We start from the raw sequence: 20,636 nt of genomic DNA, 5'->3' as shown, positions 1-20,636 counted from the left end.
GCCCGCCCCACGCCGCCGGACGAGCCCCGCGAACGGCCCGACCCGTTCGACCTCCCCTTCACCCGCGACTTCACCCCCGACGAGCCCGGCGACGACACCCCACCGCCCCGGGGCGACGCCCCCAGGGGCCCCCGCCGCGACGGTGAGGAGCCGTCCCGGAGTGACCCCCCCGGTGGGCGCTCCCGAGATGACGGGGACGGGCCGTCCCGGGGCGACGCTTTCCGGGGCCGCTCCCGCCGCGACGGCGAGGGGCCGTCCCGGGGTGACGTCCCGGAAGGCCGCACCCGGGGTGAACGGGACGGGTCGTACCGGGGTGACGCCTCGGGCGGCCGGTCCCGTCGTGGCGGGGAGGGGCCGTACGGAGGCGACGAGGACGGGCCGCGCGGGCGGTCGCGTCGTGGTGCGGGGGAGGGACGGGACGGCGGGGCCGGTGACGGCCCGAGGGGGCGGTCGCGGGGTGACGACGGCGAGGGCCCGCGTGACGGGGCCCGTCGTGGACGGCCCTCCGGGGGTCGCTCCGGTGATGGTGGTGAGGACGGGCCGGGCGGCAGGTTCCGGCAGGATGAGGGGCCGGGGGCGCGTGGGCGTGCCCGGCAGGATGGTGGCGATGTGGCCCGCGGGCGGGCAGGTGACGGTGGCGAGCGGCCGAGGAGCCGCGGACCCCAGGGCGACGACCGGCCGAGGGGCCGGGGCGACAGGCAGGACGCGCCGGGCAGGCGCCCCACCACGGGCGGCCGCCGCCCGTTCCCGGACGAGCGCCGCCCCGGCGCTGACGACCGCCGTGCCCCCCAGGACGACCGGCGCGCCCCCCAGGACGACCGCCGCCCCGACGGGGGCGGGCGCAGGCCGAGCCCGGCGGAGCGGGGGCGGGAGGCCCCCGGGAGCGCCAGGCGGACGTCGCGTGACTCCGCCCAGGGCCCCAGGGGACGCACGCGCGACGGCTCCGACGGGCACCGGGGCCGCGACGGCGGGGAGGGCTACCGCAGCGCCCGCGAGGACGGCGGCCGCCGTCCACCGCCCCGGGGGCCGCGCCAGGGCGGCGGGCGGCCGCCCGTGCCGCCGAGGCCGCCACTGGTGCTGCGCCTGGGCAACCCGCGCCGGCGGATCAACATCGGCCTGATCGGCATGACGTTCGTGCTGTCGATCTTCGCCGGCCGCCTGATCCAGATGCAGGGCCTCGACTCCAAGGTGTACGAGGCGGCGGCGGTGGACCAGCGGCAGCAGACGGAGGAGATCCAGGCCAAGCGCGGCTCCATCACCGACGTGAACGGCCACGACCTGGCCGTGACGGTCGAGGCGCGGGAGATCGCCATCGACCCGACGAAGGTGCCCGAGGAGGTGCGCGGGAAGGTGGCCGCGCTGCTGGCGCGCCATCTGGGCAAGGACGAGCGCGAGCTGGCCGCCAAGCTGGCCCGCGTCGACACCCGCTACCAGCTCCTGGCCAGGGACGTGGAGCCGGTCGTGGCCACCCGCCTGCTGAAGGAGCCGATCCCGTCGCTGACGGCCACGGAGACGTACCGGCGGGTCTACCCCGGCGGCGACCTGGCGGGCAGCCTGATCGGCTTCGTCGGCGACGAGAAGAGCGGCCTGGCGGGCATGGAGCAGGCCCGCGACTCGGTGCTGGCGGGGCGTGACGGCGAGGTGCGGATGGAGACGGGCCGTGACGGCCTGCGCATCCCGATGACCAGCAGCCAGCGCACGCCGCCGGTCGACGGCCGTGACGTGCGGCTGACCATCGACCGCGACATCCAGTGGGCGGCCCAGAAGGCGATCGCCGAGCAGACGAGGAAGTCGGGCGCGAGCAGCGGCACCGTGATCGTCATGGACGTCCGCACGGCGCAGATCATCGCCATGGCCAACGCCCCCGAGCTCGACCTGGCCAACTGGCGCAAGGCACCCGAGTCGCACTACGTCAACCGCGCCGCGGCCGAGGTGTTCGAGCCGGGCAGCACGAACAAGGTGATCACCGCCGCCGCCGCGCTGGAGGCGGGCGTGGTCGAGCCGGGCACGGTGTTCCACGTCAAGGACAACATCCAGTGCGCCGACCGGGTGCTGCGCGACGCGCACGCGCACCCGCCGCAGAACATGACCTTCCAGCAGGCCGTGGCCGAGTCGAGCAACGTGGCCACGGTCATGGCCGCGCGCAAGGTCGGCAGCCAGGGCCTGTACGAGATGCTCAAGGCGTTCGGGTTCGGCACGCGGCCGGGCGGCGGGGTGCCGGGCGCGGAGGCCGGGCTGCTGCCCGACTACAAGACCTGGTCGGGCAGCCAGAGCTGCACGGTCGCCTACGGGCAGGGCGTCTCGGTCACGGCGCTGCAGATGGCCAGCGTCTACCAGACGATCGCCAACGGCGGCGTCAAGATCGAGCCGCAGATCGTCGCCGGCACGACGGACGCGGCGGGCAGGTTCGTCCCCGCTCCTCCTGGTAAGCAGACCAGGGTGACCAGCGAGGAGACCGCCAAGGAGATCAGCACCATGCTCGAGGCCGCGGTGAGCGCGGAGGGCACCGGCGAGCTCGCCGCCATCCCGGGCTACCGGGTGGCGGGCAAGACCGGCACGGCCAACCGCTACGATGCCGAACTCGGCCGCTACGACGGCTACACCGCCTCGTTCGTGGGCTTCACGCCCGCCGACGCGCCCCGGCTGGTGGTGCTGTCGGTGCTGCAGAACCCCAAGAACGGCCACTTCGGCGGGCAGCTGGCCGCGCCGGTGTTCAAGGATGTGATGACGTTCGCCATCAAGAGCAGGAAGATTCCTCCCACAGGCTCCGCCGCCTCCCCGGTGCGGACACGCGCGGGACAGTGACCGGGAAAGGTACGCTGCCGCCGTGCGTCCCCCGTCGTCTATGCGTCCAACGAGCAGTCCGCCCCGCCCGCTGACCGGGCTGGCGACCATGCTCGACGCCGGTTCAGGCACCGCGCGCTCGCCGCGCGCCGCGCTGACCGGCGTCACCATCGACTCCCGCCAGGTGCGGCGCGGAGATCTGTACGTCGCCCTGCCGGGCGCCAGCGCCCACGGCGCGGACTTCGCCGCCGAGGCGCTGGCCCGCGGCGCCGTGGCGGTGCTGACCGATCCCGGCGGCCGTGACGCGGCCGTCGCCACCGGCCTGCCGGTGCTGATCGTGCCCGATCCGCGCGCCGTGCTGGGCCAGGTCTCGGCCTGGGTCTACGGCCGGCCCGCCGACGGCATCACCGTCCTCGGCGTGACCGGCACCAGCGGCAAGTCGACCACCACGTTCCTGCTGGAGGCCGGGCTGCGCGCGGCCGGGCACACGGCCGGCCTGGTCGGCGGCGTGGAGATCCGCGCCGGAGAGCTGCGCTTCGAGGCCAGGCTGACCACGCCGGAGGCCTCCGAGCTGCACGGCCTGTTCGCGCTCATGCGCGAGCAGGGCGTCACGGCGGCCGCCATGGAGGTCTCCAGCCACGCGCTGGCGCTGGGCCGGGTCGACGGCGTCTGCTACGACGTGGCGCTGTTCACCAACCTGTCGCAGGACCACCTCGACTTCCACAAGGACTTCGACGACTACTTCGCCACCAAGGCCAGGCTGTTCCAGCCGGAGCTGAGCCGCTGCGGCGTCACCAACCTCGACGACGCCTACGGCCGCGAGCTGCTGAGCGTGGCCAAGGTGCCGATGACGACGTTCTCGGCACTGGGCGACCCGGAGGCCGACTGGCGGGCGCTGGACGTCCGGCTGGGCGCCGACGGCAGCGAGTTCCTGGTGGCCGGTCCGGGCGGCGTGGAGGCGCGGGCGCGGATCTCGCTGCCGGGCCCGTTCAACGTCGCCAACGCGCTCGGCGCGGTCGTCACGCTCGTCGAGTCCGGGGCGCCGCTGTCCGACGCCGTGCGCGGCGTCGGCACGCTGACGGGAGTGCCGGGCCGCATGGAGCGGGTCACCGGCTCCGGCGACGCGTTCCAGGCCGTCGTCGACTACTCGCACAAACCCGCCGCGGTCGAGTCGGTGCTGCGCTCGCTGCGCGAGGTCACCGACGGCACGCTCACGGTCGTGCTCGGCTGCGGCGGCGACCGCGACTCGGGCAAGCGGCCGCTCATGGGCGAGGCCGCCGCCCGGCTGGCCGATGTGGCGGTCTTCACGAGCGACAATCCCCGTTCCGAGGACCCGCTGCACATCCTGGCCGCCATGATGGAGGGGGCGCTCCGCGTTCCCCGGCACGAGCGCGCCCATGTGATCATTGAGCCCGACCGCGCCGCGGCCATCGACCTGGCGGTCGGCCGCGCCGGGCGCGGTGACGTGATAGTCGTGGCCGGCAAGGGCCACGAGCAGGGCCAGTACGTTTCAGGCGAGGTGATCCCCTTCGACGACAGGGAGGTGGTCGCCGCCGCGATCGACGCACGCAAGGAAAGCAGGAAGCACGCATGATCCCGTTGCCTCTGGCCAGGATCGCCGAGATCACCTCGGGCGCCCTGTCGGGCATGGCCGACCCCCGCGCGGTGGTGCGGGGTCCCGTCGTCATCGACTCGAGGGAAGCCGCGCCGGGATCGCTGTTCGTCGCCTACAAGGGCGCCCGGGTCGACGGCCACGACTTCGCCGCGCAGGCGCTGCGGGCCGGCGCCGTCGCGGTGCTCGCCGGCCGCCCGGTCGAGGGGCCCGCGATCATCGTGCCCGACGCCACGGCCGCGCTCGCCGAGCTGGCCACGGCGCAGGCCGCCGCGCTGCCCTCGGCGACCGTGATCGGCGTGACCGGCTCGGCCGGCAAGACCACCACCAAGGACCTGCTGGCCAGGCTCACCGCCCGCATCGGCCCGACGATCGCGCCCGCCGGCAACCACAACAACGAGATCGGCCATCCGCTCACGGTCCTCAAGGCCGACGCCACCACCCGCTACCTGGTGCTGGAGCTGAGCGCCCGCAGCATCGGCAACATCGCCGACCTGGCGCGCATCGCGCCGCCGCGGATCGGCGTGGTGCTCAACGTCGGCACCGCCCACCTCGGCGTGTTCGGCGGCAAGGAGGCCATCGCCAAGGCCAAGGGCGAGCTCGTCGAGGCGCTGCCGGGCGACGGCGTCGCCGTGCTCAACGCCGACGACCCGCTGGTGCGCGCGATGGCCTCGCGCACGCAGGCGCGCGTCACCCTGTTCGGCCGATCCGAGGACGCGGTCGTGCGGGCCGAGGAGATCACCGTGGACGAGCGCGGGCGCGCCGCGTTCACGCTGCGCACCCCCTCGGGCGCGGCTCCCGTGAGGCTCAAGCTGTACGGCGGCCACGCGGTGGACAACGCGCTGGCCGCGGCCGCGGCGGGCTACGAGCTGGGCCTGCCGGTCGCCACCATCGCCGAGGAGCTGTCGCAGGCCGAGCCGCGCAGCCGGTGGCGGATGGAGGTCACCGACCGGCCCGACGGCGTCACGGTCGTCAACGACGCCTACAACGCCAACCCCGACTCGATGCGGGCCGCGTTCGAGGCGCTGGCCGCGCTCGGCCGGGGCCGCCGCCGGTTCGCCGTCATCGCCGCCCTGCGCGAGCTGGGTGACGAGAGCCAGGAGCTCAACACCGAGCTCGGCCGGCTGGCGGGCGGCAGCGGCCTGGCGGGCCTGGTCGTGGCAGGCGCCGACGCCGGGCCGGTGCTCGAAGGCGCGCACGAGGCCGCCAGGCGGCTGGCCGAGGCGGGCGGGCCCCCGGGAGCGGGCGGGCCGCCGCTCATCACGCACGTGCCCGACGCGCAGGCGGCGGCGGCCGAGCTGGGCCGGTGGCTGCGGCCCGGTGACGTCGTGCTCGTCAAGGGCCCCCGGGCCATGGGTCTCGAACGCACGGCCGAGCTGCTGCTCGGGGGTGCCGCCCAGTGACCGACATCATCATCGCCGGCGCGGTGGGGCTGATCCTCTCCATGCTCGGCACCCCCCTCGCCATCCGGCTGTTCTCCAGACGCGGCTACGGCCAGGAGATCCGCGAGGAGGGCCCGTCCGGCCACCACGGCAAGCGTGGCACCCCCACCATGGGCGGCACGGTCATCGTGCTGGCCTCGCTGCTCGCCTACGGCGCCTCCCACCTGGCCACGCTGGCCAAGCCGACGATCTCGGGACTGCTGGTGCTGTTCCTGATGACCGGGCTCGGCGCCGTCGGCTTCCTCGACGACTTCATCAAGATCTACAAGCAGCGCTCCCTGGGCCTGCGCAGCGGCGCCAAGGCGCTCGGCCAGCTCATCATCGGCGCGATCTTCGCGGTGCTCGTCACGCAGAACCCCAACATCTACGACATCACGCCCGCCGAGCCGAGGCTGTCGTTCCTGCGTGACTTCGGCCCGTCGATCGGCATCGTCGGATTCACCATCTGGGTCCTCATCATGATCGTCGGGTTCTCCAACGCGGTGAACCTCACCGACGGCCTCGACGGCCTGGCCAGCGGCGCCACCGGCGTCGTCCTCGGCGCGTACGTGCTGATCGGCAACTGGCAGCTGCGCAACAACTGCATCGACCAGCTCGGCCCCAACTGCTACTGGGTGCGCGACCCGCTCGACCTGGCCGTGGTGGCCGCCTCCGTGCTCGGCGCCCTGGTCGGCTTCCTGTGGTGGAACGCGCCCCCCGCCAAGATCTTCATGGGCGACACCGGCTCGCTCGCGCTCGGCGGCGTGCTGGCCGGCCTGGCCATCGCCACCCGCACCCAGCTCCTGCTCATCATCCTGGCCGGGCTCTGCGTCGTCATCACGATGTCGGTGATCATCCAGGTGGGCTTCTTCAAGATGACCGGCAAACGAGTGTTCCGGATGGCGCCGCTGCAGCACCACTTCGAGCTCAAGGGCTGGGCCGAGACCACGATCGTGGTGCGCTTCTGGCTGGTCGCCGGGCTGTGCGCGGCGCTCGGGCTCGGCCTGTTCTACTTCGAATGGATGCCCCGCTGATGAGCCTCACCTGCGTCGCCGGGCTCGGCGTCTCCGGCACCGCCGCCGCCCGCGTGCTGGCCGCGCGGGGCGAGCGGGTCGTCGTCGTGGAGTCGGCCGAGGGGGAGCGGCAGCTCGCCGCCGCGGCCGAGCTGTCCGGGCACGGCGTCGAGGTCAGGTTCGGGCCGCTGGAGCTGCCCGAGGGCGTCACCCGGCTGGTCACCACCGGCTGGGCGCCGCACCACCCGCTCATCGCCGCCGCCCTCGACGCGGGCGTCGAGGTGGTCGGCGAGGTGGAGCTGGCGTGGCGGCTGCGGCCCGGCCGGGCCGCCCCCTGGCTGGCGCTGACCGGCACCAACGGCAAGACCACCGCCGTGCGCATGCTCACCTCCATCCTGCTCGCCGCCGGGCGCAAGGCCGCCGCCGTCGGCAACGTGGGCGTGCCCGTGGTGGAGGCCGTGGGCGAGCCGTACGACGCGCTCGCCGTCGAGCTGTCGAGCTTCCAGCTCCACTGGTCCTCCACGCTGGCCCCGCACGCCGCCGCGATCCTCAACCTGGCGCCCGACCACCTCGACTGGCACGGGTCCATGGAGGCGTACGCGGCCGACAAGGGCCGGCTGTACGAGCGGGCCGGCACCGTGATCTACAACGCCGACGACCCCGAGGTCGCCCGGCTGGCCGCCCCCTACCCGGGCGCCGTCGGCTTCACGCTGCGCGTGCCCAGGCCCGGCCAGGTCGGCGTGGTCGAGGACCTGCTCGTCGACCGGGCCTTCGTCGCCGACCCGGCCGAGTCGGCCGAGGAGCTCGCCACGCTGGCCGACGTGCGCCCGCTCGCGCCGCACAACGTCGCCAACGCGCTGGCCGCCGCCGCGCTGGCCCGCACCCTCGGCGTCTCCTCGGAGGCCGTACGGCAGGGCCTGCGCGACTTCACGCCCGACCCGCACCGCCTGGCCCACGTGGCCCGCGTCGGCGAGGTCGACTACGTCGACGACTCCAAGGCCACCAACCCGCACGCCGCCGCCGCCGCGCTCTCGTCCTACCCGTCGATCGTGTGGGTGGCCGGCGGCCAGCTCAAGGGCGCTGACGTGGACGAGCTCGTCCGGCAGGCGGCCCCCCGGCTGCGCGGCGCGGTGCTGCTCGGCGCCGACCGGGCCCGGATCGCCGAAGCTCTCGCGCGACACGCGCCGAATGTCCCCGTCGTGGACATCTCCGGCCAAGACACTGGTGTGATGGACCGAGTCGTCACCGAAGCCTCCCGGCTGGCCTCCCCCGGAGACACCGTGCTGCTGTCCCCGGCGGGCGCGTCGCTGGACATGTTCGCCAACTATCCGGCGCGAGGGGAGGCCTTCGCGCGTGCCGTACGCGGGCTAGAGGCGGCCACGTGAGCGCGCCGGCCTCCGAGAAGGAACAGCGCTCGCGCGCCACGCAGGAGCCGTCAGGCTGGGCCCGCGAGCAGCTCGTCTCGCTGCGGGAGCTGCTGGACAAGCCGCTCACCACCTACTACCTGATCATCGGGTGCGTGACGCTGCTGCTCGCGCTCGGGCTGATGATGGTGCTGTCGGCCTCCAGCATCGAGGCGATGCACAAGACCGGCAGCCCGTTCTCCTGGTTCATCAGGCAGTCGATGTCGGCCGCGCTGGGCGTGCTGGTCATGTGGCTGTGCACGCGGCTGCCGTACAAGGTGTTCCGGTGGGCGGGCTACCCGCTGATGGCGCTGTCGATCATCGCGCTGATCCTGGTGCTCGCCTTCGGCCGCTCGGAGCTGGGCGCGCAGCGCTGGCTCGACCTCGGCCCGATCTTCCTGCAGCCGTCGGAGCCCGCCAAGCTCGGGCTGGCGCTGTGGGGCGCCGACCTGCTGGCGCGCCGGGCCCGCGCCGGGCGGATCGAGTGGCGGCACATGCTCATCCCGCTCATGCCCGGCACCGCGATCCTGGCCACCATGGTCATGCTCGGCAGCGACCTCGGCACCACGATCGTGCTCTTCATGATCTTCCTGGCGCTGCTGTGGGTGGTGGGGGCACCGGTCAAGCTGTTCGGCGGCATCCTGGCGCTGGCCATGCTCGCCGCGATCATCATGATCCGGGTGGAGCCGTACCGGATGGCCCGCGTCGGCTCCTTCCTCGACCCGTGGGCCGACGCGCAGGGCGCCGGCTACCAGGCGGTGCAGGGGCAGATCGCGATGGGCTCCGGCGGCTGGTTCGGGCTCGGGCTGGGCAGCAGCCGGCAGAAGTGGTCGTGGCTGCCCCACGGCGAGAGCGACTTCATCTTCGCCATCCTCGGCGAGGAGCTCGGGCTCATGGGCACGCTGCTGGTCGTGGCGCTGTTCGGCCTGCTCGGCTACGCCGGGCTGCGCGTGGCGACCCGCGTCAACGACGCCTTCGTCCGGCTCGTGGCGGTCGCCGTGGTGGCCTGGATCGTCGGCCAGGGGCTCGTCAACATGGGCGCCGTGCTCGGCGTGCTGCCCATCACCGGCATCCCGCTGCCGCTGGTCTCCTACGGCGGCTCGGCGCTGCTGCCGACGCTGGCCGCGCTGGGCATGCTGCTGTCGTTCGCCAAACGGGAGCCCGGAGCGCGCGAGGCCTTGGCCGCACGTGGCCCCGGACCGGCCGCCCGGGGCCTAAGCTGGCTTGGCCTGGGGCGTACGAGCAGACGCCGAGACAGACGTTAGGGAGTGACCGACATGAGGGTGGTCCTCGCCGGTGGCGGGACGGCCGGGCACATCGAGCCGGCTCTCGCCCTGGCCGACGCGCTACGCCGCCTCGATCCGGGTGTCGGCGTCACCTGCGTGGGCACCGACAGAGGGCTGGAGACGCGCCTGGTCCCGGCCCGCGGCTACGAGCTGGAGCTGGTCCCCGCCGTGCCGCTGCCCCGGGCGATCACCCCGCAGCTGCTCACCGTCCCCGGCAGGCTCGCCGGGGCGGTCAACGCCATGGCCGCCGTCCTCGACCGGGTCCGGGCCGACGTCCTGGTCGGCTTCGGCGGCTACGTGGCCACCCCCGCCTACCTGGCCGCCAAGCGGCGCGGCGTGCCCATCGTCGTGCACGAGGCCAACCCGCGCCCCGGCCTGGCCAACCGGCTCGGCGCCCGGCTGACCGACCACGTCTTCACCGGCTTTCCCGACAGCTCGATCGGCAAGGCCGAGTTCATCGGCACCCCGCTGCGCCGCGAGATCGTCGAGCTCGACCGGCTGTCCACCGGCGACAAGGCGCGCTCGTGGTTCGGGCTGCAGACCGACCGGCCCACGCTGCTGGTGTTCGGCGGCTCCCAGGGCGCCCGCTCGATCAACGAGGCCGCGCTGGCCGCCGCCCCCGCGCTGCGCCGCGCCGGGGTCCAGGTGCTGCACGTCATCGGCCCCAAGAACACCGTCGACCACGAGCCGCCGCCCGGCGACCCGCAGTACGTCCTGCTCCCGTACGTGGACCGCATGGACCTCGCCTACGCCGCCGCCGACCTGGCGGTGTGCCGCAGCGGGGCGCTCACCTGCGCCGAGCTGACCGCGGTCGGGCTCCCCGCCGCGTACGTGCCGCTGCCCCACGGCAACGGCGAGCAGCGGCTCAACGCCGAGCGCGTCACCGCGGGCGGCGGCGGGCTGCTCGTCGACGACGCCGAGCTGACCGCCGAATGGATCGTCCACCACGTGCTGCCCGTCCTCCACGACCCCGAACGGGTCGCCGCCATGTCGGAGGCCGCCTCCACACTGGGGAGGAAGGACGCCGACCTCATACTCGCCAGGAAAGTGTTGGAGATAGCCCGATGAGCCTCGTCAAGCTGGTCGATCCCGTAGCCGCAGAAGACCTGGGCCGGGTGCACTTCATCGGCATCGGTGGCGCGGGCATGTCGGGCATCGCGCGCATCCTGCTCAAGCGCGGCGTGCGCGTGTCCGGCAGCGACGCCCGCAGTGGCGAGCAGGTCACCGAGCTGCGCGAGCTGGGCGCCACCGTGCACATCGGCCACGCCGCCTCCCACATCCGCGACGTCGACACCGTCGTCGTCTCCACCGCCATCCGCGACTCCAACCCCGAGCTGGGCGAGGCGCTCAAGCAGCGGCTGCGGGTCATCCCGAGGGCCGCCGCGCTGGCCTCCGTCATGGCCGGGCGCACCGGCGTGGCCATCGCCGGCACCCACGGCAAGACCACCACGACCTCGATGCTCACCGTCGCCCTGCAGAAGTGCGGGGCCGACCCGTCCTACTGCGTGGGCGGGCAGCTCGTCACGACCGGGCTCGGCGCCGACGAGGGGTCCGGGCAGGTGTTCGTGGCCGAGGCCGACGAGAGCGACGGCTCGTTCCTCATGCTGGCGCCCGAGATCGCCGTGGTGACCAACGTCGAGGCCGACCATCTGGACAACTACGGCGACCCGCGCGCCGTGCACGACAGCTTCGCCCGCTTCGCCGAGCGGATCGGCTCGCTGCTGGTCTCCTGCTCCGACGACCCCGGCGCGGCCGAGGTGGCCGCCCAGGCGCGGGCGCGCGGGCTGCGCGTGGTGACCTACGGCGAGCAGGGCGACTACCGGATCTCCGGCGTGCGGCCCGACGGGTTCGGCACCGTGTTCACCGTCGAGGGCCCCGGCGGGCGCGGCGGCGAGGTGCGGCTGGCCGTTCCCGGCGCCCACAACGCGCTCAACGCCACCGCGGTCATCGCCGTGGCCGACGAGCTGGGCCTGCCCTTCGAGGAGATCAGGGACGGCCTGGCGGCCTTCACCGGGGCCAAGCGGCGCTTCGAGGCCAAGGGCGAGGCGGGCGGCGTGGCCGTGTTCGACAGCTACGCCCACCACCCGACCGAGCTGGCCGCCGACCTGCGGGCCGCCCGCGACGTGGTCGCCTCCTACTCCGGCCACGGCCGGGTCATCGCGATCTTCCAGCCGCACCTCTACTCGCGCACCCGCTTCTTCGCCGACGAGTTCGGCGCCGCGCTCGGCCTGGCCGACGAGGCGATCGTGCTCGACGTCTACGGGGCCCGCGAGGACCCCGAGCCGGGCGTGTCGGGCGCGCTGGTCGCCGGGCGGGTGCCGCTGCCCGCCGAGCGGGTCGCCTACGCGCCCGACCGCGCCTCGGTGCCCGCGCTGGTGGCCGCGCGGGCGCGGGCCGGCGACGTCGTCCTGACGATGGGCGCGGGCGACGTGACCGAGCTCGGCCCGCAGATCGTCGCCCGCCTGTCGGGCGGCTGACACGGCTGACAGGCGGGCGTGGCGCCACGGCGTCCCCCGGGCCGGCGGCGTAGGTTCGGGGGTCACAGGGTGACGCGGGGAGGGCGATGAAGGCGCGGAAGGTGTTCCTGGTGCTGCTCACCGCCGGAGTGGTGGGGACGGCGGCGTGGCTGATCTTCTTCTCGCCGGTGCTGGGCGTGCGATCGGTGGAGATCGTGGGAAATGTCACAGTGCCCGCCGACCGGATCAGGCAGGCGGCCCAGGTCCCCGACCTGCACCCGCTGGCGACCGTCGACCTGGCCGGCGTCCAGGCCCGGGTGCAGGCCATCAGGCAGGTGGCCGGTGCCAAGGTCGACCGGGTCTGGCCGGGCACCCTGCGCATCGAGGTCGCCGAGCGCGAGCCGGTCGCCCAGGTGCCCGCCGGGAGCCAGGTGGCGCTGATCGACAAGCTCGGCGTGGTCATCGAGGTGCAGGACGTCGCGCCGCCGCTGCTGCCCGTGCTGAAGGTCGCCGCGCCCGCCGCGGGCGACCCGGTCACCATGGCGGCGCTCAAGGTCGTCGAAGGGCTGCCGGGGGAGCTGGCCGGGCGGGTGCGCCAGGTGGCCGCCACGACGGCCGAGGACGTCACGCTGACGCTCTCCGACGGCCGCACGGTCATCTGGGGCGGCGTGGACCGCCCGGAGGCCAAGGCGCGCATCCTGGCGAGCATGCTGCGGCGCGAGGCCGAGGTCTACGACGTGAGCTCGCCCGACGTGGTGACGCTCAGGTGAGGATCGGCCCTCATGGTTACCCGGGCGGCCAAACTCGGGGCCGCGGCACCGCCGAGCCTGTCCGTCGCGGGCCTCCCGCCGTGAGAGCCTGTACCCCGGGTAACGGCGGTGGAGGCCCCCGACCAGGCGTGACCACGGAGCGAAACGGACAGCCCGCGACACGCCGGACGTGCTTGCGGCGCGGTTAGTTGACCCGCGCGGAGCGTAACTCCTACTGTCCGTATCAATCTCAGGTTGACATAAATCTAAATCTCAACTTGAGGTTGAGAGTTACCCGAACTGACAAGACGCGGAGAAATCCGCACCGAAATGGCAAGTCAACGAGCGGAAAGGCCCCTCGTCGTGGCAGCACCGCAGAACTACCTCGCGGTCATCAAGGTCGTCGGCATCGGCGGCGGCGGAGTGAACGCCGTCAACCGGATGATCGAAGAGGGACTCAAGGGCGTCGAGTTCATCGCGATAAACACCGACGCCCAGGCGCTGCTGATGAGTGACGCCGACGTCAAACTGGACGTGGGCCGCGAGCTCACGCGCGGCCTCGGCGCGGGGGCGAACCCCGACGTCGGCCGCAAGGCGGCAGAGGACCACCGGGAGGAGATCGAGGAGGTCCTCAAGGGGGCCGACATGGTCTTCGTCACGGCCGGCGAGGGCGGCGGCACCGGCACCGGCGGCGCGCCCGTCGTGGCCAACATCGCCAGATCGCTGGGCGCGTTGACGATAGGCGTAGTCACCCGGCCGTTCAGCTTCGAGGGCCGCCGCCGCGCCATGCAGGCCGAGGCGGGCATCGAGACGCTGCGCGACGAGGTCGACACCCTCATCGTCATCCCCAACGACCGGCTGCTGTCGATCTCCGACAGGCAGGTCAGCGTCCTGGACGCCTTCAAGGCGGCCGACCAGGTGCTGCTCTCCGGTGTGCAGGGCATCACCGACCTGATCACCACGCCCGGCCTGATCAACCTCGACTTCGCCGACGTCAAGTCGGTCATGTCGGGCGCGGGCTCGGCGCTCATGGGCATCGGCCACGCGCGCGGCGACGACCGTTCGGTCGCGGCGGCCGAGATGGCCGTCTCCAGCCCGCTGCTGGAGGCCAGCATCGACGGCGCCCACGGCGTGCTGCTGTCGATCGCGGGCGGCTCCGACCTCGGCCTGTTCGAGATCAACGAGGCGGCCCAGCTCGTCTCCATGGCGGCCGCGCCCGACGCCAACATCATCTTTGGCACGGTCATCGACGACGCGCTCGGCGACGAGGTGCGGGTCACCGTGATCGCCGCGGGCTTCGACGACCTGCCGCCGGCCGAGAAGCCGCTGCCGCGCCCGCAGGCGCGTCCCGCCGCCCAGGCGCCGGCGCAGCCCGCCGCGCCGCCCGTGCCGCCGCCCGCGCGCTCCAGCACGCCACCGGCCGCCGTCAAGCCCGAGCCCAGGCCCGAGCTCCGCCCGGAGCCGCGCGCCGAGTTCAGGCCCGAGCCGCGCCCCGAGCCCCGCTCCGAGTTCCGCCCGGAGTCGCGTCCCGAGCAGCGCGCCGACTTCAGGCCCGAGCCGCGCCCCGAGCCCCGCGCCGAGTCGCGTCCGGAGCAGCGTGCCGACTTCAGGCCCGAGTCGCGTCCCGAGCCGCCCCGTACGGACTTCAGGCCGGAGCCCCGGCCCGAGTCCCGCCCGGAGCCGGCCCGGCCCGCCGAGAGCGCCCAGGAGCCGGCCGCCGGCCAGGACGACCAGCCCGGCCCGGTCTCCATCCCGCGGCCCACCCCGGAGCCCGCCAACCCGCCCACGCCCATCACCTCCCGCATGTCGGAGCCCGCCAAACGTCGGCCGGTGGTCTTCGAGGAGCAGGAGGAGGAGCTCGACGTCCCCGACTTCCTCAAATAGCACCGCAGGCCCCCGCCGCTCCCTCGTCCATCCAGGGGAGCGGCGCCGCTGTGTCAGGGGCCTGTGACCCTCTTCTCGTACGTGACCGCGGACCGTTCCCACCAGGGGGCGGGGCCGTGGCGGGGAGCCGGGTGCGGGAGGATGGGGGCGCACAGGAAGGAGAGGCGTGCGAAGGGAAGAGATCGCCTCGGGCCTCACCGAGGTCGAAGGACGCATCGGGGAGGCGTGCCGGGCGGCGCGGCGTGACCGGGGCGAAGTGACGTTGATCGCCGTGACCAAGACCTACCCGGCCGACGACGTGCGCATCCTGGCCGAGCTGGGCCTGCGCGACGTGGCGGAGAACCGGGACCAGGAGGCGGCGGCCAAGGCGCGCGAGTGCGCCGGGCTCCCGCTGACCTGGCACTTCGTCGGGCAGCTGCAGACCAACAAGGTCCGTTCCGTCGTCGGCTACGCCGACGTGATCCACTCCGTCGATCGGCTCCGGCTGGTCGAGGCGATCAGCCGCGAGGCCGTACGGCAGGGCCGCGAGGTCGGCTGCCTGGTCCAGGTGGCGCTCGACGACGATCCGGCCAGGGGCGGCGCCCGTCCCGCCGAGGTGCCCGAGCTCGCCGCGCAGATCGCCGCCGCGCCGGGCCTGTGGCTCGGCGGAGTCATGGCCGTGGCGCCGCTGGGGGAGGACCCGGGGGCGGCGTTCGCGCGGCTGCGCGAAGTGGCGCTGGCCGTACAGGACCGGCATCCACGTGCCACGATGATTTCGGCGGGTATGAGCGACGATCTGGCCGAGGCTGTCGCGCACGGCGCCACACATGTGCGGATCGGTACGGCGTTGCTCGGCCGCCGCAAGCTCTTCGTCAGGTAATGTCCCCTCAAGTGGGTCTTCAAGGCCCGCGATCCGGTAGAGGTCGATCAGCGGTGAGCTCCAAGGGGGTACGGCTACCGCCTCGGGCCCGGCGACAGGCCCGAGCGAGTGCGACCATGAGCAGGAGGACGACTTAGCGATGGCCGGCGCGATGCGCAAGATGGCGGTCTACCTCGGTCTCGTGGAGGACGACCGCTACGAGAGGTACGAGCCCTACACGGATGAGTACACCTACGAGGACGACGGGCCGCGAACCGGCGAGGAACGTCCCGTAACGGTCCAGGACCGTGAAGAGGAGGCCGAGCCCGGGGTCCCCGCGCCGCGGCCCGCCACGACCGTCCTGGAGCGCCGTACGACCGATCTGGCCCGCATCACGACCCTCCACCCCCGGACGTACAACGAGGCCCGGACCATCGGCGAGCACTTCCGCGACGGCACGCCGGTCATCATGAACCTGACGGAAATGGTTGACAGCGACGCAAAGCGGCTGGTCGATTTCGCGGCAGGTCTGGTCTTCGGGCTACATGGCAGCATTGAACGTGTTACCAACAAGGTGTTCCTGTTGTCCCCTGCCAATGTCGAGGTGACCGCCGAGGACAAGGCTCGAATCGCGGAACGCGGGTTCTTCAACCAGAGTTAGAGTCTCTGTATGCCTATCGGATCCAACCAGGTCTCCCCGAGACCGGGCGGACACATCGGAAGTGGAGGGACGGCCGGACCGTGGGGATCGTAAGCCAGATCTTGGTCGTCGTCCTGTCTCTTTATCTGGTGCTGCTCATCGGCCGGATGATCTTCGAGACAGTGCAGGCTTTCGCCCGGCAGTGGCGGCCTTCAGGGGTCGTCCTCGTGCTCGCCGAAGCCACATACACCGCAACCGACCCGCCTCTCAAGTTCCTCCGCCGTTTCATTCCCCCGCTCCGGTTGGGTACGGTGGCCTTTGACCTAAGCTTCACTGTCCTCTTCATCATCGTCCTGCTGCTGATCAACATCGTAGGATCGTTCGGCGGCCGATGAGTGGGGGCCGCGGGGCACAGGTCGTGATCCAACTCGTGTCCGCGCTGAAGTGATTCGGGTTACCGTCCCTCCGGACAGACTCCAAAGCGCGCCAAGGAGACCAAAAGATGCCGCTTACGCCCGCTGATGTGCGGAACAAGCAGTTCAGCACGACCCGGTTGCGACCGGGCTACGACGAGGAAGAGGTCGACGCGTTCCTCGACGAGGTCGAGGCCGAGCTTGACCGCCTCATCCAGGAGAACGAGGAGCTGCGCGCCAAACTGGCCGAGTGCCTGCGCGGCAAGGTGCCTGGGGGCATGAACATGCCCATGGCTTCCGCGCCGGTCCAGGAGCAGCCCAAGCCGGAGATGATGCAGCCGCCGCAGCCGGAGCCCATGCGGGCCCCCGAGCCGCAGCCGCAGCCCCAGCCGGTTCCCGTGGCCATGAACATGCCTCCCGCCGAGGACAACATGGACACCGCGGCCCGCGTTCTCGCCCTCGCCCAGCAGACCGCCGACCAGGCGATCGCCGACGCCCGCCGCGAGGCCGACGAGACCGTCACCCGCGCCCGCCGCGAGGCCGACGAGATCCTCACCAAGGCCCGCCGCCAGGCCGAGCAGGTCATCGGCGACGCCCGCGCCCGCGCCGAGACGCTCGAGCGCGACGCGCAGGAGCGCCACCGTCAGGCCATGGGCTCCCTCGTCCAGACCCGCGACGAGCTCGAGCGCAAGGTCGAGGAGCTGCGCAGCTTCGAACGCGAATACCGCAGCCGCCTCAAGCTCTACCTGGAGAACCAGCTCGCCGAGCTCAACGTCTCCGCGGAGGGCAGCGGCGGGTTCCCGGTCATGTCGGGCGGTCCCGGCGCTCCCGCCATGTCGCACGCCGTGCCTCAGGGTGGTCAGCAGCCTCTGCCCGGTGGCCAGAACCCGTTCGGCGGCGAGGCTCCGCAGGGCGCCTTCCCCGGCGGTGACGGTCCCCACAACGACCGCCGGTAAAGTAACGGGTCGACCGGACCCGTCACTCGAAAGAGCCCCTAGTGATCCTTATCAGTGCTGGTTTGGTGCTCGCGGCGGTCGTGCTGCTGATCGCGGGCTTCGTACTGGCCAAGCCGTTCCTGATCATGTGGTCCATCGTGGTCAGCGTGCTGTCGGCGCTGTTCCTGGTGATCGGAGCGCTGCTGCGGCGTCACGAGCTGTTCCCCGGTGGTGGGCAGGCCGCTGCGCCGGCCACCCCCCCTCCGGCAGGGCTCGTGCCCCCCGGGGCGCCGCACACCCGCACCGGCCCGATGACGACCTCGGCAGGGACCTCGATGGGGGCCCCGATGGGGACACAACAGCCGTCCGGTCCGCACCCGTACCAGCGGACTCCGGCGATGCCCGCACCTGTGCCCGCGGCCCGGCCCGCGCAGGCACCCGCGACGCACCGCCCCGCGACGGCCGGAGGGATCTCCCCGGACGCGATCGTGCTGGTCATTCCCGGACGCAGGCGCTACCACGTGCCGGGATGCCGCCAGCTCGCCGGACGGGATCACGAGGAGCTCACGTACGAAGAGGCGCGGGAGGAGGGCTTCACGCCCTGCACCGCCTGCCTCCCGGACGCCGCGCTCGGCGGACGGCAGCTGCCGCCTGCCGCCGACCCCGACCCCGAGCCCGCGGTCTCCGCCGCACATCTGGCCGAACCCGCCGAACCCACGCGCGACCTGCGCTCCCCGGTCGCCCCGCCGAAGTCCGGCCCCCAGGCTTCCACCCCCACCCCGTCCGGTTCATCCGCGTCGCCGGGCTCGCCCGCTTCGCCTGATGAGCGTACGACCGGGTCGCGTGCCGAGGCCGCAGCCGCCTCGCCCGCCGAGGGGCGCCCCGCGCCTGCCGACGGCCCGTCCGCCTCGCCCGCCTCGTCCGCCGAGGACGGTGAGAGCGCGTCCGGCTGGTTCGCCCGCCCGGCCGCCAAGCCTGACGACACCCCCTCCGGCTCCCGTCCCAGCGGCAGCGCCACGGCCTCCGACGAGGACGAGACGGAGACCAGGACTTCCCTCCCGCTGCCCGGCGCCAAGCCGGGGCGGCCCACTGCCGACCGCGCCGCCGACCCGGCGGACCGCGATCCCGACACTCAGCCGCAGCCGCGCGTCACCGCCGACGGCACGCCGGTCCCGCAGCCTCCCGCCGCCGCCCCGGGCCGCACGGAGCGGCCCAGCGCGTCGGGCGGCTCGCCCGCTTCCGGCCCGTCCTCTTCCGGCCCGTCCTCTTCCAGTACGTCCCGCCAGGCTGAGGCGGCCTCCGAGATGACGCCGCCCAGCGGGGTCAGGCGACCCGCCGCAGGCGGCGCCCGGCCCGGCTCCCCAGCGGGTGACGCGCCGGAACGCCCGGCCTCGTCCGCGGAGTCGGCCCGCCCCAGCGGCCCCCTGCCCTCCGGCACGAACCCCAAGAACGCCACCCCGGCCGACCGCCCCTCGACAGGCAACGCGAAGACCGCCGCCCCGGCGGGCGCTTCCAAGGGCGCAGCCCCGGCCGGCACGTCCAAGGGCGCTGCCCCGGCCGACGCCCCCAAGGGCGCTGCCCCGGCCGGCGATCGCAAGGGGACGAGCTCGGCCAGTGACTCCAAGGAGACCGGCCCGACGGGCGGTTCCCAGGGGACCGCTCCCACCGGCGCCTCACGAGGGGCCGCCCCGTCAGACGCCACCCCGAGCAGCGCCGGAACGGGTGGAACCTCAGGTGGCGGCAGATCTACGGGCGCTTCCGCGAGCGGAGCCGCCGGAACCTCCGGGAGTGGCAGGCCGACGGGCGCCGCCGCGAGCGGGGCCGCCGGAACGGGTGGCGCGTCGGGTGGCGGCACCTCTACCGGTGCCGCCTCGACCGGCGCCAAGGGCCCCGTGACCGAGGGCCCCGCGCCCAAGGACCCAGCGCCCAAGGGTTCCGCTGCCAAGGGCGGGGCCGCTTCGGGCAGTGGGGCCGGGAAGGGGGCCGCGGAAGGCGGTGCCTCCGGCGCGGGCAAGGGGAAGGCGCAGTCTCGGGCAGCCGAGGAAGGGACGGCCGGGACGGCGGGGGAGTCCGCTGGTCCGGGGCGCCCGACTTCGTCGGCGGAGTCAGCCAAGGGGACGGCCGGTGCCGCGGGCAAGGGCCGTGAGGCCGCCGCTGCCCAGGGCAAGAACGGCGGCGGGACGGTGAAGGTCATCGTCGGGACCCGGCGCTACCACAGCACCGCGTGCCCGCTGATCCAGGGCGCCGGCGACTCGGGCGTGGAGACCATGACGCAGGCGCAGGCCGAGGCGGCCGGGCTGACGAGCTGCTCGGTCTGCCAGAACGAGCGCGAGACCGTCGGCTGACATCGACGACACCGCCCCGCGTCCGAGAGGGCGCGCGGCGGGTTGAGCTGTACGCGAAGCCGGGCCTGCGGGGCGATGTACGGGCGGCAGGATGGCCGCATGAGGCTCACCAAGTACGGACATGCCTGCGTACGGCTGGAGAAGGATTCGCGGGCACTGATCATCGACCCCGGAATGATCATGCCGGACCCCGCCGCCCTGGCCGGGGCGGAGGCGGTGCTGGTCACGCACGAGCACTGGGATCACTTCGACGCCGACCGGTTGCGGGCGGCGGCCGAGGAGAAGCCGGACCTCGTCATCTACACCTGTGAGGCCGTGGCGCGGAAGCTGCCGCAGCTCGCCGAGCGGGTGCAGGTGGTGCGGGGCGGTGACGTGGTGAAGGCGGCCGGGTTCGAGGTGGCGGTCGTGGGGGAGCGGCACCATGTGAGCCACCCCGACGTGCCGCCGGTGGGCAACGTGGGGTTCCTGGTCGACGGGGAGGTGTTCCACCCAGGTGACGCGCTCACCGTGGTGGACGTGCCGACGCTGCTGGTGCCGGGGCAGGCGCCGTGGATGACGGTGCCCGACCTGATCGGCTACCTGCGGGCGATGCGGCCGCGCAGGGCGTTCGCCGTGCATGACGGGCTGCTCAACGAGTGGGGGCTGAAGGTGCTCGACGGCGTGCTGGAGAGCGAGCGGGACGGCCTGGGCGCGGACATCCGGCGCCTGCCCGTGGGCGGCACCGTGGACCTCTGACGCCCCCGCCCCGCCCCCGGCCGCGGCGCGACCCGGTCCAGGCGTGACCCCGGCCTCACACCCCGGCCTCACACCCCGGCCTCACACCCCGGCCTCACACCCCGGCCTCACACCCCGGCCTC

Annotated in this window: 16 protein-coding genes; all 16 read left to right on the top strand. The window is 73.6% G+C overall.

Annotation, left to right across the window (positions count from 1 at the left end; genetic code table 11):
- Positions 1 to 609: 609 nt before the first annotated feature.
- The 16 genes from ACBI99_RS04615 to ACBI99_RS04540 all read left to right on the top strand — a co-directional run bounded on the left by ACBI99_RS04615 (position 610) and on the right by ACBI99_RS04540 (position 20,514).
- The gene (locus ACBI99_RS04615; RefSeq protein ID WP_375071727.1) at positions 610 to 2,805 is read left to right on the top strand and encodes a penicillin-binding transpeptidase domain-containing protein; all 2,196 of its coding nucleotides are present in this window, start codon (positions 610 to 612) and stop codon (positions 2,803 to 2,805) included.
- A gap of 40 nt (positions 2,806 to 2,845) precedes the next feature.
- A complete protein-coding gene (locus ACBI99_RS04610) occupies positions 2,846 to 4,378 on the top strand; it encodes a UDP-N-acetylmuramoyl-L-alanyl-D-glutamate--2,6-diaminopimelate ligase (RefSeq protein WP_375071726.1) in 1,533 nt (510 codons plus the stop codon).
- Positions 4,375 to 5,799 (top strand): UDP-N-acetylmuramoyl-tripeptide--D-alanyl-D-alanine ligase, encoded by a 1,425-nt coding sequence (gene murF, locus ACBI99_RS04605; RefSeq protein WP_219502298.1) that lies wholly within the window; start codon positions 4,375 to 4,377, stop codon positions 5,797 to 5,799. Before ACBI99_RS04610 ends, murF begins: the two co-directional genes overlap by 4 nt.
- On the top strand, positions 5,796 to 6,851 hold the full coding sequence (gene mraY, locus ACBI99_RS04600) for a phospho-N-acetylmuramoyl-pentapeptide-transferase (protein ID WP_219502300.1): 1,056 nt from the start codon (positions 5,796 to 5,798) through the stop codon (positions 6,849 to 6,851). The genes murF and mraY overlap by 4 nt, the downstream gene beginning before the upstream one ends.
- Complete coding sequence (gene murD / locus ACBI99_RS04595) at positions 6,836 to 8,215, top strand: UDP-N-acetylmuramoyl-L-alanine--D-glutamate ligase (protein ID WP_364172279.1); 1,380 nt, start codon at positions 6,836 to 6,838, stop codon at positions 8,213 to 8,215. The genes mraY and murD overlap by 16 nt, the downstream gene beginning before the upstream one ends.
- Entirely contained in the window at positions 8,212 to 9,498 is a 1,287-nt protein-coding gene (ftsW, locus tag ACBI99_RS04590; RefSeq protein ID WP_219502302.1) for a putative lipid II flippase FtsW, read from the top strand. The genes murD and ftsW overlap by 4 nt, the downstream gene beginning before the upstream one ends.
- 12 nt (positions 9,499 to 9,510) lie before the next feature.
- Positions 9,511 to 10,587: an undecaprenyldiphospho-muramoylpentapeptide beta-N-acetylglucosaminyltransferase gene (gene murG, locus ACBI99_RS04585; RefSeq protein WP_219502304.1), complete on the top strand. Its 1,077-nt coding sequence runs from the start codon at positions 9,511 to 9,513 to the stop codon at positions 10,585 to 10,587.
- Positions 10,584 to 11,996 (top strand): UDP-N-acetylmuramate--L-alanine ligase, encoded by a 1,413-nt coding sequence (gene murC, locus ACBI99_RS04580; RefSeq protein WP_357592620.1) that lies wholly within the window; start codon positions 10,584 to 10,586, stop codon positions 11,994 to 11,996. Before murG ends, murC begins: the two co-directional genes overlap by 4 nt.
- A gap of 86 nt (positions 11,997 to 12,082) precedes the next feature.
- On the top strand, positions 12,083 to 12,745 hold the full coding sequence (locus ACBI99_RS04575) for a cell division protein FtsQ/DivIB (protein ID WP_219502308.1): 663 nt from the start codon (positions 12,083 to 12,085) through the stop codon (positions 12,743 to 12,745).
- Positions 12,746 to 13,087: 342 nt separating this feature from the next.
- Positions 13,088 to 14,608, top strand: a complete 1,521-nt coding sequence (ftsZ, locus tag ACBI99_RS04570) for a cell division protein FtsZ (protein ID WP_357592622.1) — start codon at positions 13,088 to 13,090, stop codon at positions 14,606 to 14,608.
- 166 nt (positions 14,609 to 14,774) lie between these two features.
- Complete coding sequence (locus tag ACBI99_RS04565) at positions 14,775 to 15,467, top strand: YggS family pyridoxal phosphate-dependent enzyme (RefSeq protein WP_219502312.1); 693 nt, start codon at positions 14,775 to 14,777, stop codon at positions 15,465 to 15,467.
- A gap of 139 nt (positions 15,468 to 15,606) precedes the next feature.
- A complete protein-coding gene (locus tag ACBI99_RS04560; RefSeq protein ID WP_049564089.1) occupies positions 15,607 to 16,107 on the top strand; it encodes a cell division protein SepF in 501 nt (166 codons plus the stop codon).
- 80 nt (positions 16,108 to 16,187) lie between these two features.
- On the top strand, positions 16,188 to 16,481 hold the full coding sequence (locus tag ACBI99_RS04555; protein ID WP_049564087.1) for a YggT family protein: 294 nt from the start codon (positions 16,188 to 16,190) through the stop codon (positions 16,479 to 16,481).
- A gap of 107 nt (positions 16,482 to 16,588) precedes the next feature.
- Positions 16,589 to 17,455 carry a DivIVA domain-containing protein gene (locus tag ACBI99_RS04550; protein WP_219502314.1) on the top strand — a complete coding sequence of 289 codons (867 nt, stop codon included), beginning with the start codon at positions 16,589 to 16,591 and terminating at the stop codon, positions 17,453 to 17,455.
- 62 nt (positions 17,456 to 17,517) lie between these two features.
- Positions 17,518 to 19,779 (top strand): hypothetical protein, encoded by a 2,262-nt coding sequence (locus ACBI99_RS04545; RefSeq protein ID WP_375071725.1) that lies wholly within the window; start codon positions 17,518 to 17,520, stop codon positions 19,777 to 19,779.
- A 99-nt stretch (positions 19,780 to 19,878) separates the two neighbouring features.
- Positions 19,879 to 20,514 (top strand): MBL fold metallo-hydrolase, encoded by a 636-nt coding sequence (locus tag ACBI99_RS04540; protein ID WP_375071724.1) that lies wholly within the window; start codon positions 19,879 to 19,881, stop codon positions 20,512 to 20,514.
- The last annotated feature ends 122 nt before the right edge of the window (positions 20,515 to 20,636 follow it).

Source organism: Nonomuraea sp. ATR24, assembly GCF_041950485.1.
Lineage (GTDB): Bacteria > Actinomycetota > Actinomycetes > Streptosporangiales > Streptosporangiaceae > Nonomuraea > Nonomuraea ceibae.
The sequence above is the reverse complement of the archived record's forward strand: the minus strand, read 5'-3'. Positions and strand labels throughout refer to the sequence as shown.

What these genes read in the sequence shown, in the direction of transcription:
- ACBI99_RS04610 (WP_375071726.1), top strand. Translation starts at nt 2,846, where the DNA reads ATGCGTCCAACGAGCAGTCCGCCCCGCCCGCTGACCGGGCTGGCGACC.
- murF (WP_219502298.1), top strand. Translation starts at nt 4,375, where the DNA reads ATGATCCCGTTGCCTCTGGCCAGGATCGCCGAGATCACCTCGGGCGCC.
- murD (WP_364172279.1), top strand. Translation starts at nt 6,836, where the DNA reads ATGGATGCCCCGCTGATGAGCCTCACCTGCGTCGCCGGGCTCGGCGTC.
- murG (WP_219502304.1), top strand. Translation starts at nt 9,511, where the DNA reads ATGAGGGTGGTCCTCGCCGGTGGCGGGACGGCCGGGCACATCGAGCCG.
- murC (WP_357592620.1), top strand. Translation starts at nt 10,584, where the DNA reads ATGAGCCTCGTCAAGCTGGTCGATCCCGTAGCCGCAGAAGACCTGGGC.
- ACBI99_RS04575 (WP_219502308.1), top strand. Translation starts at nt 12,083, where the DNA reads ATGAAGGCGCGGAAGGTGTTCCTGGTGCTGCTCACCGCCGGAGTGGTG.
- ACBI99_RS04560 (WP_049564089.1), top strand. Translation starts at nt 15,607, where the DNA reads ATGGCCGGCGCGATGCGCAAGATGGCGGTCTACCTCGGTCTCGTGGAG.
- ACBI99_RS04550 (WP_219502314.1), top strand. Translation starts at nt 16,589, where the DNA reads ATGCCGCTTACGCCCGCTGATGTGCGGAACAAGCAGTTCAGCACGACC.
- ACBI99_RS04540 (WP_375071724.1), top strand. Translation starts at nt 19,879, where the DNA reads ATGAGGCTCACCAAGTACGGACATGCCTGCGTACGGCTGGAGAAGGAT.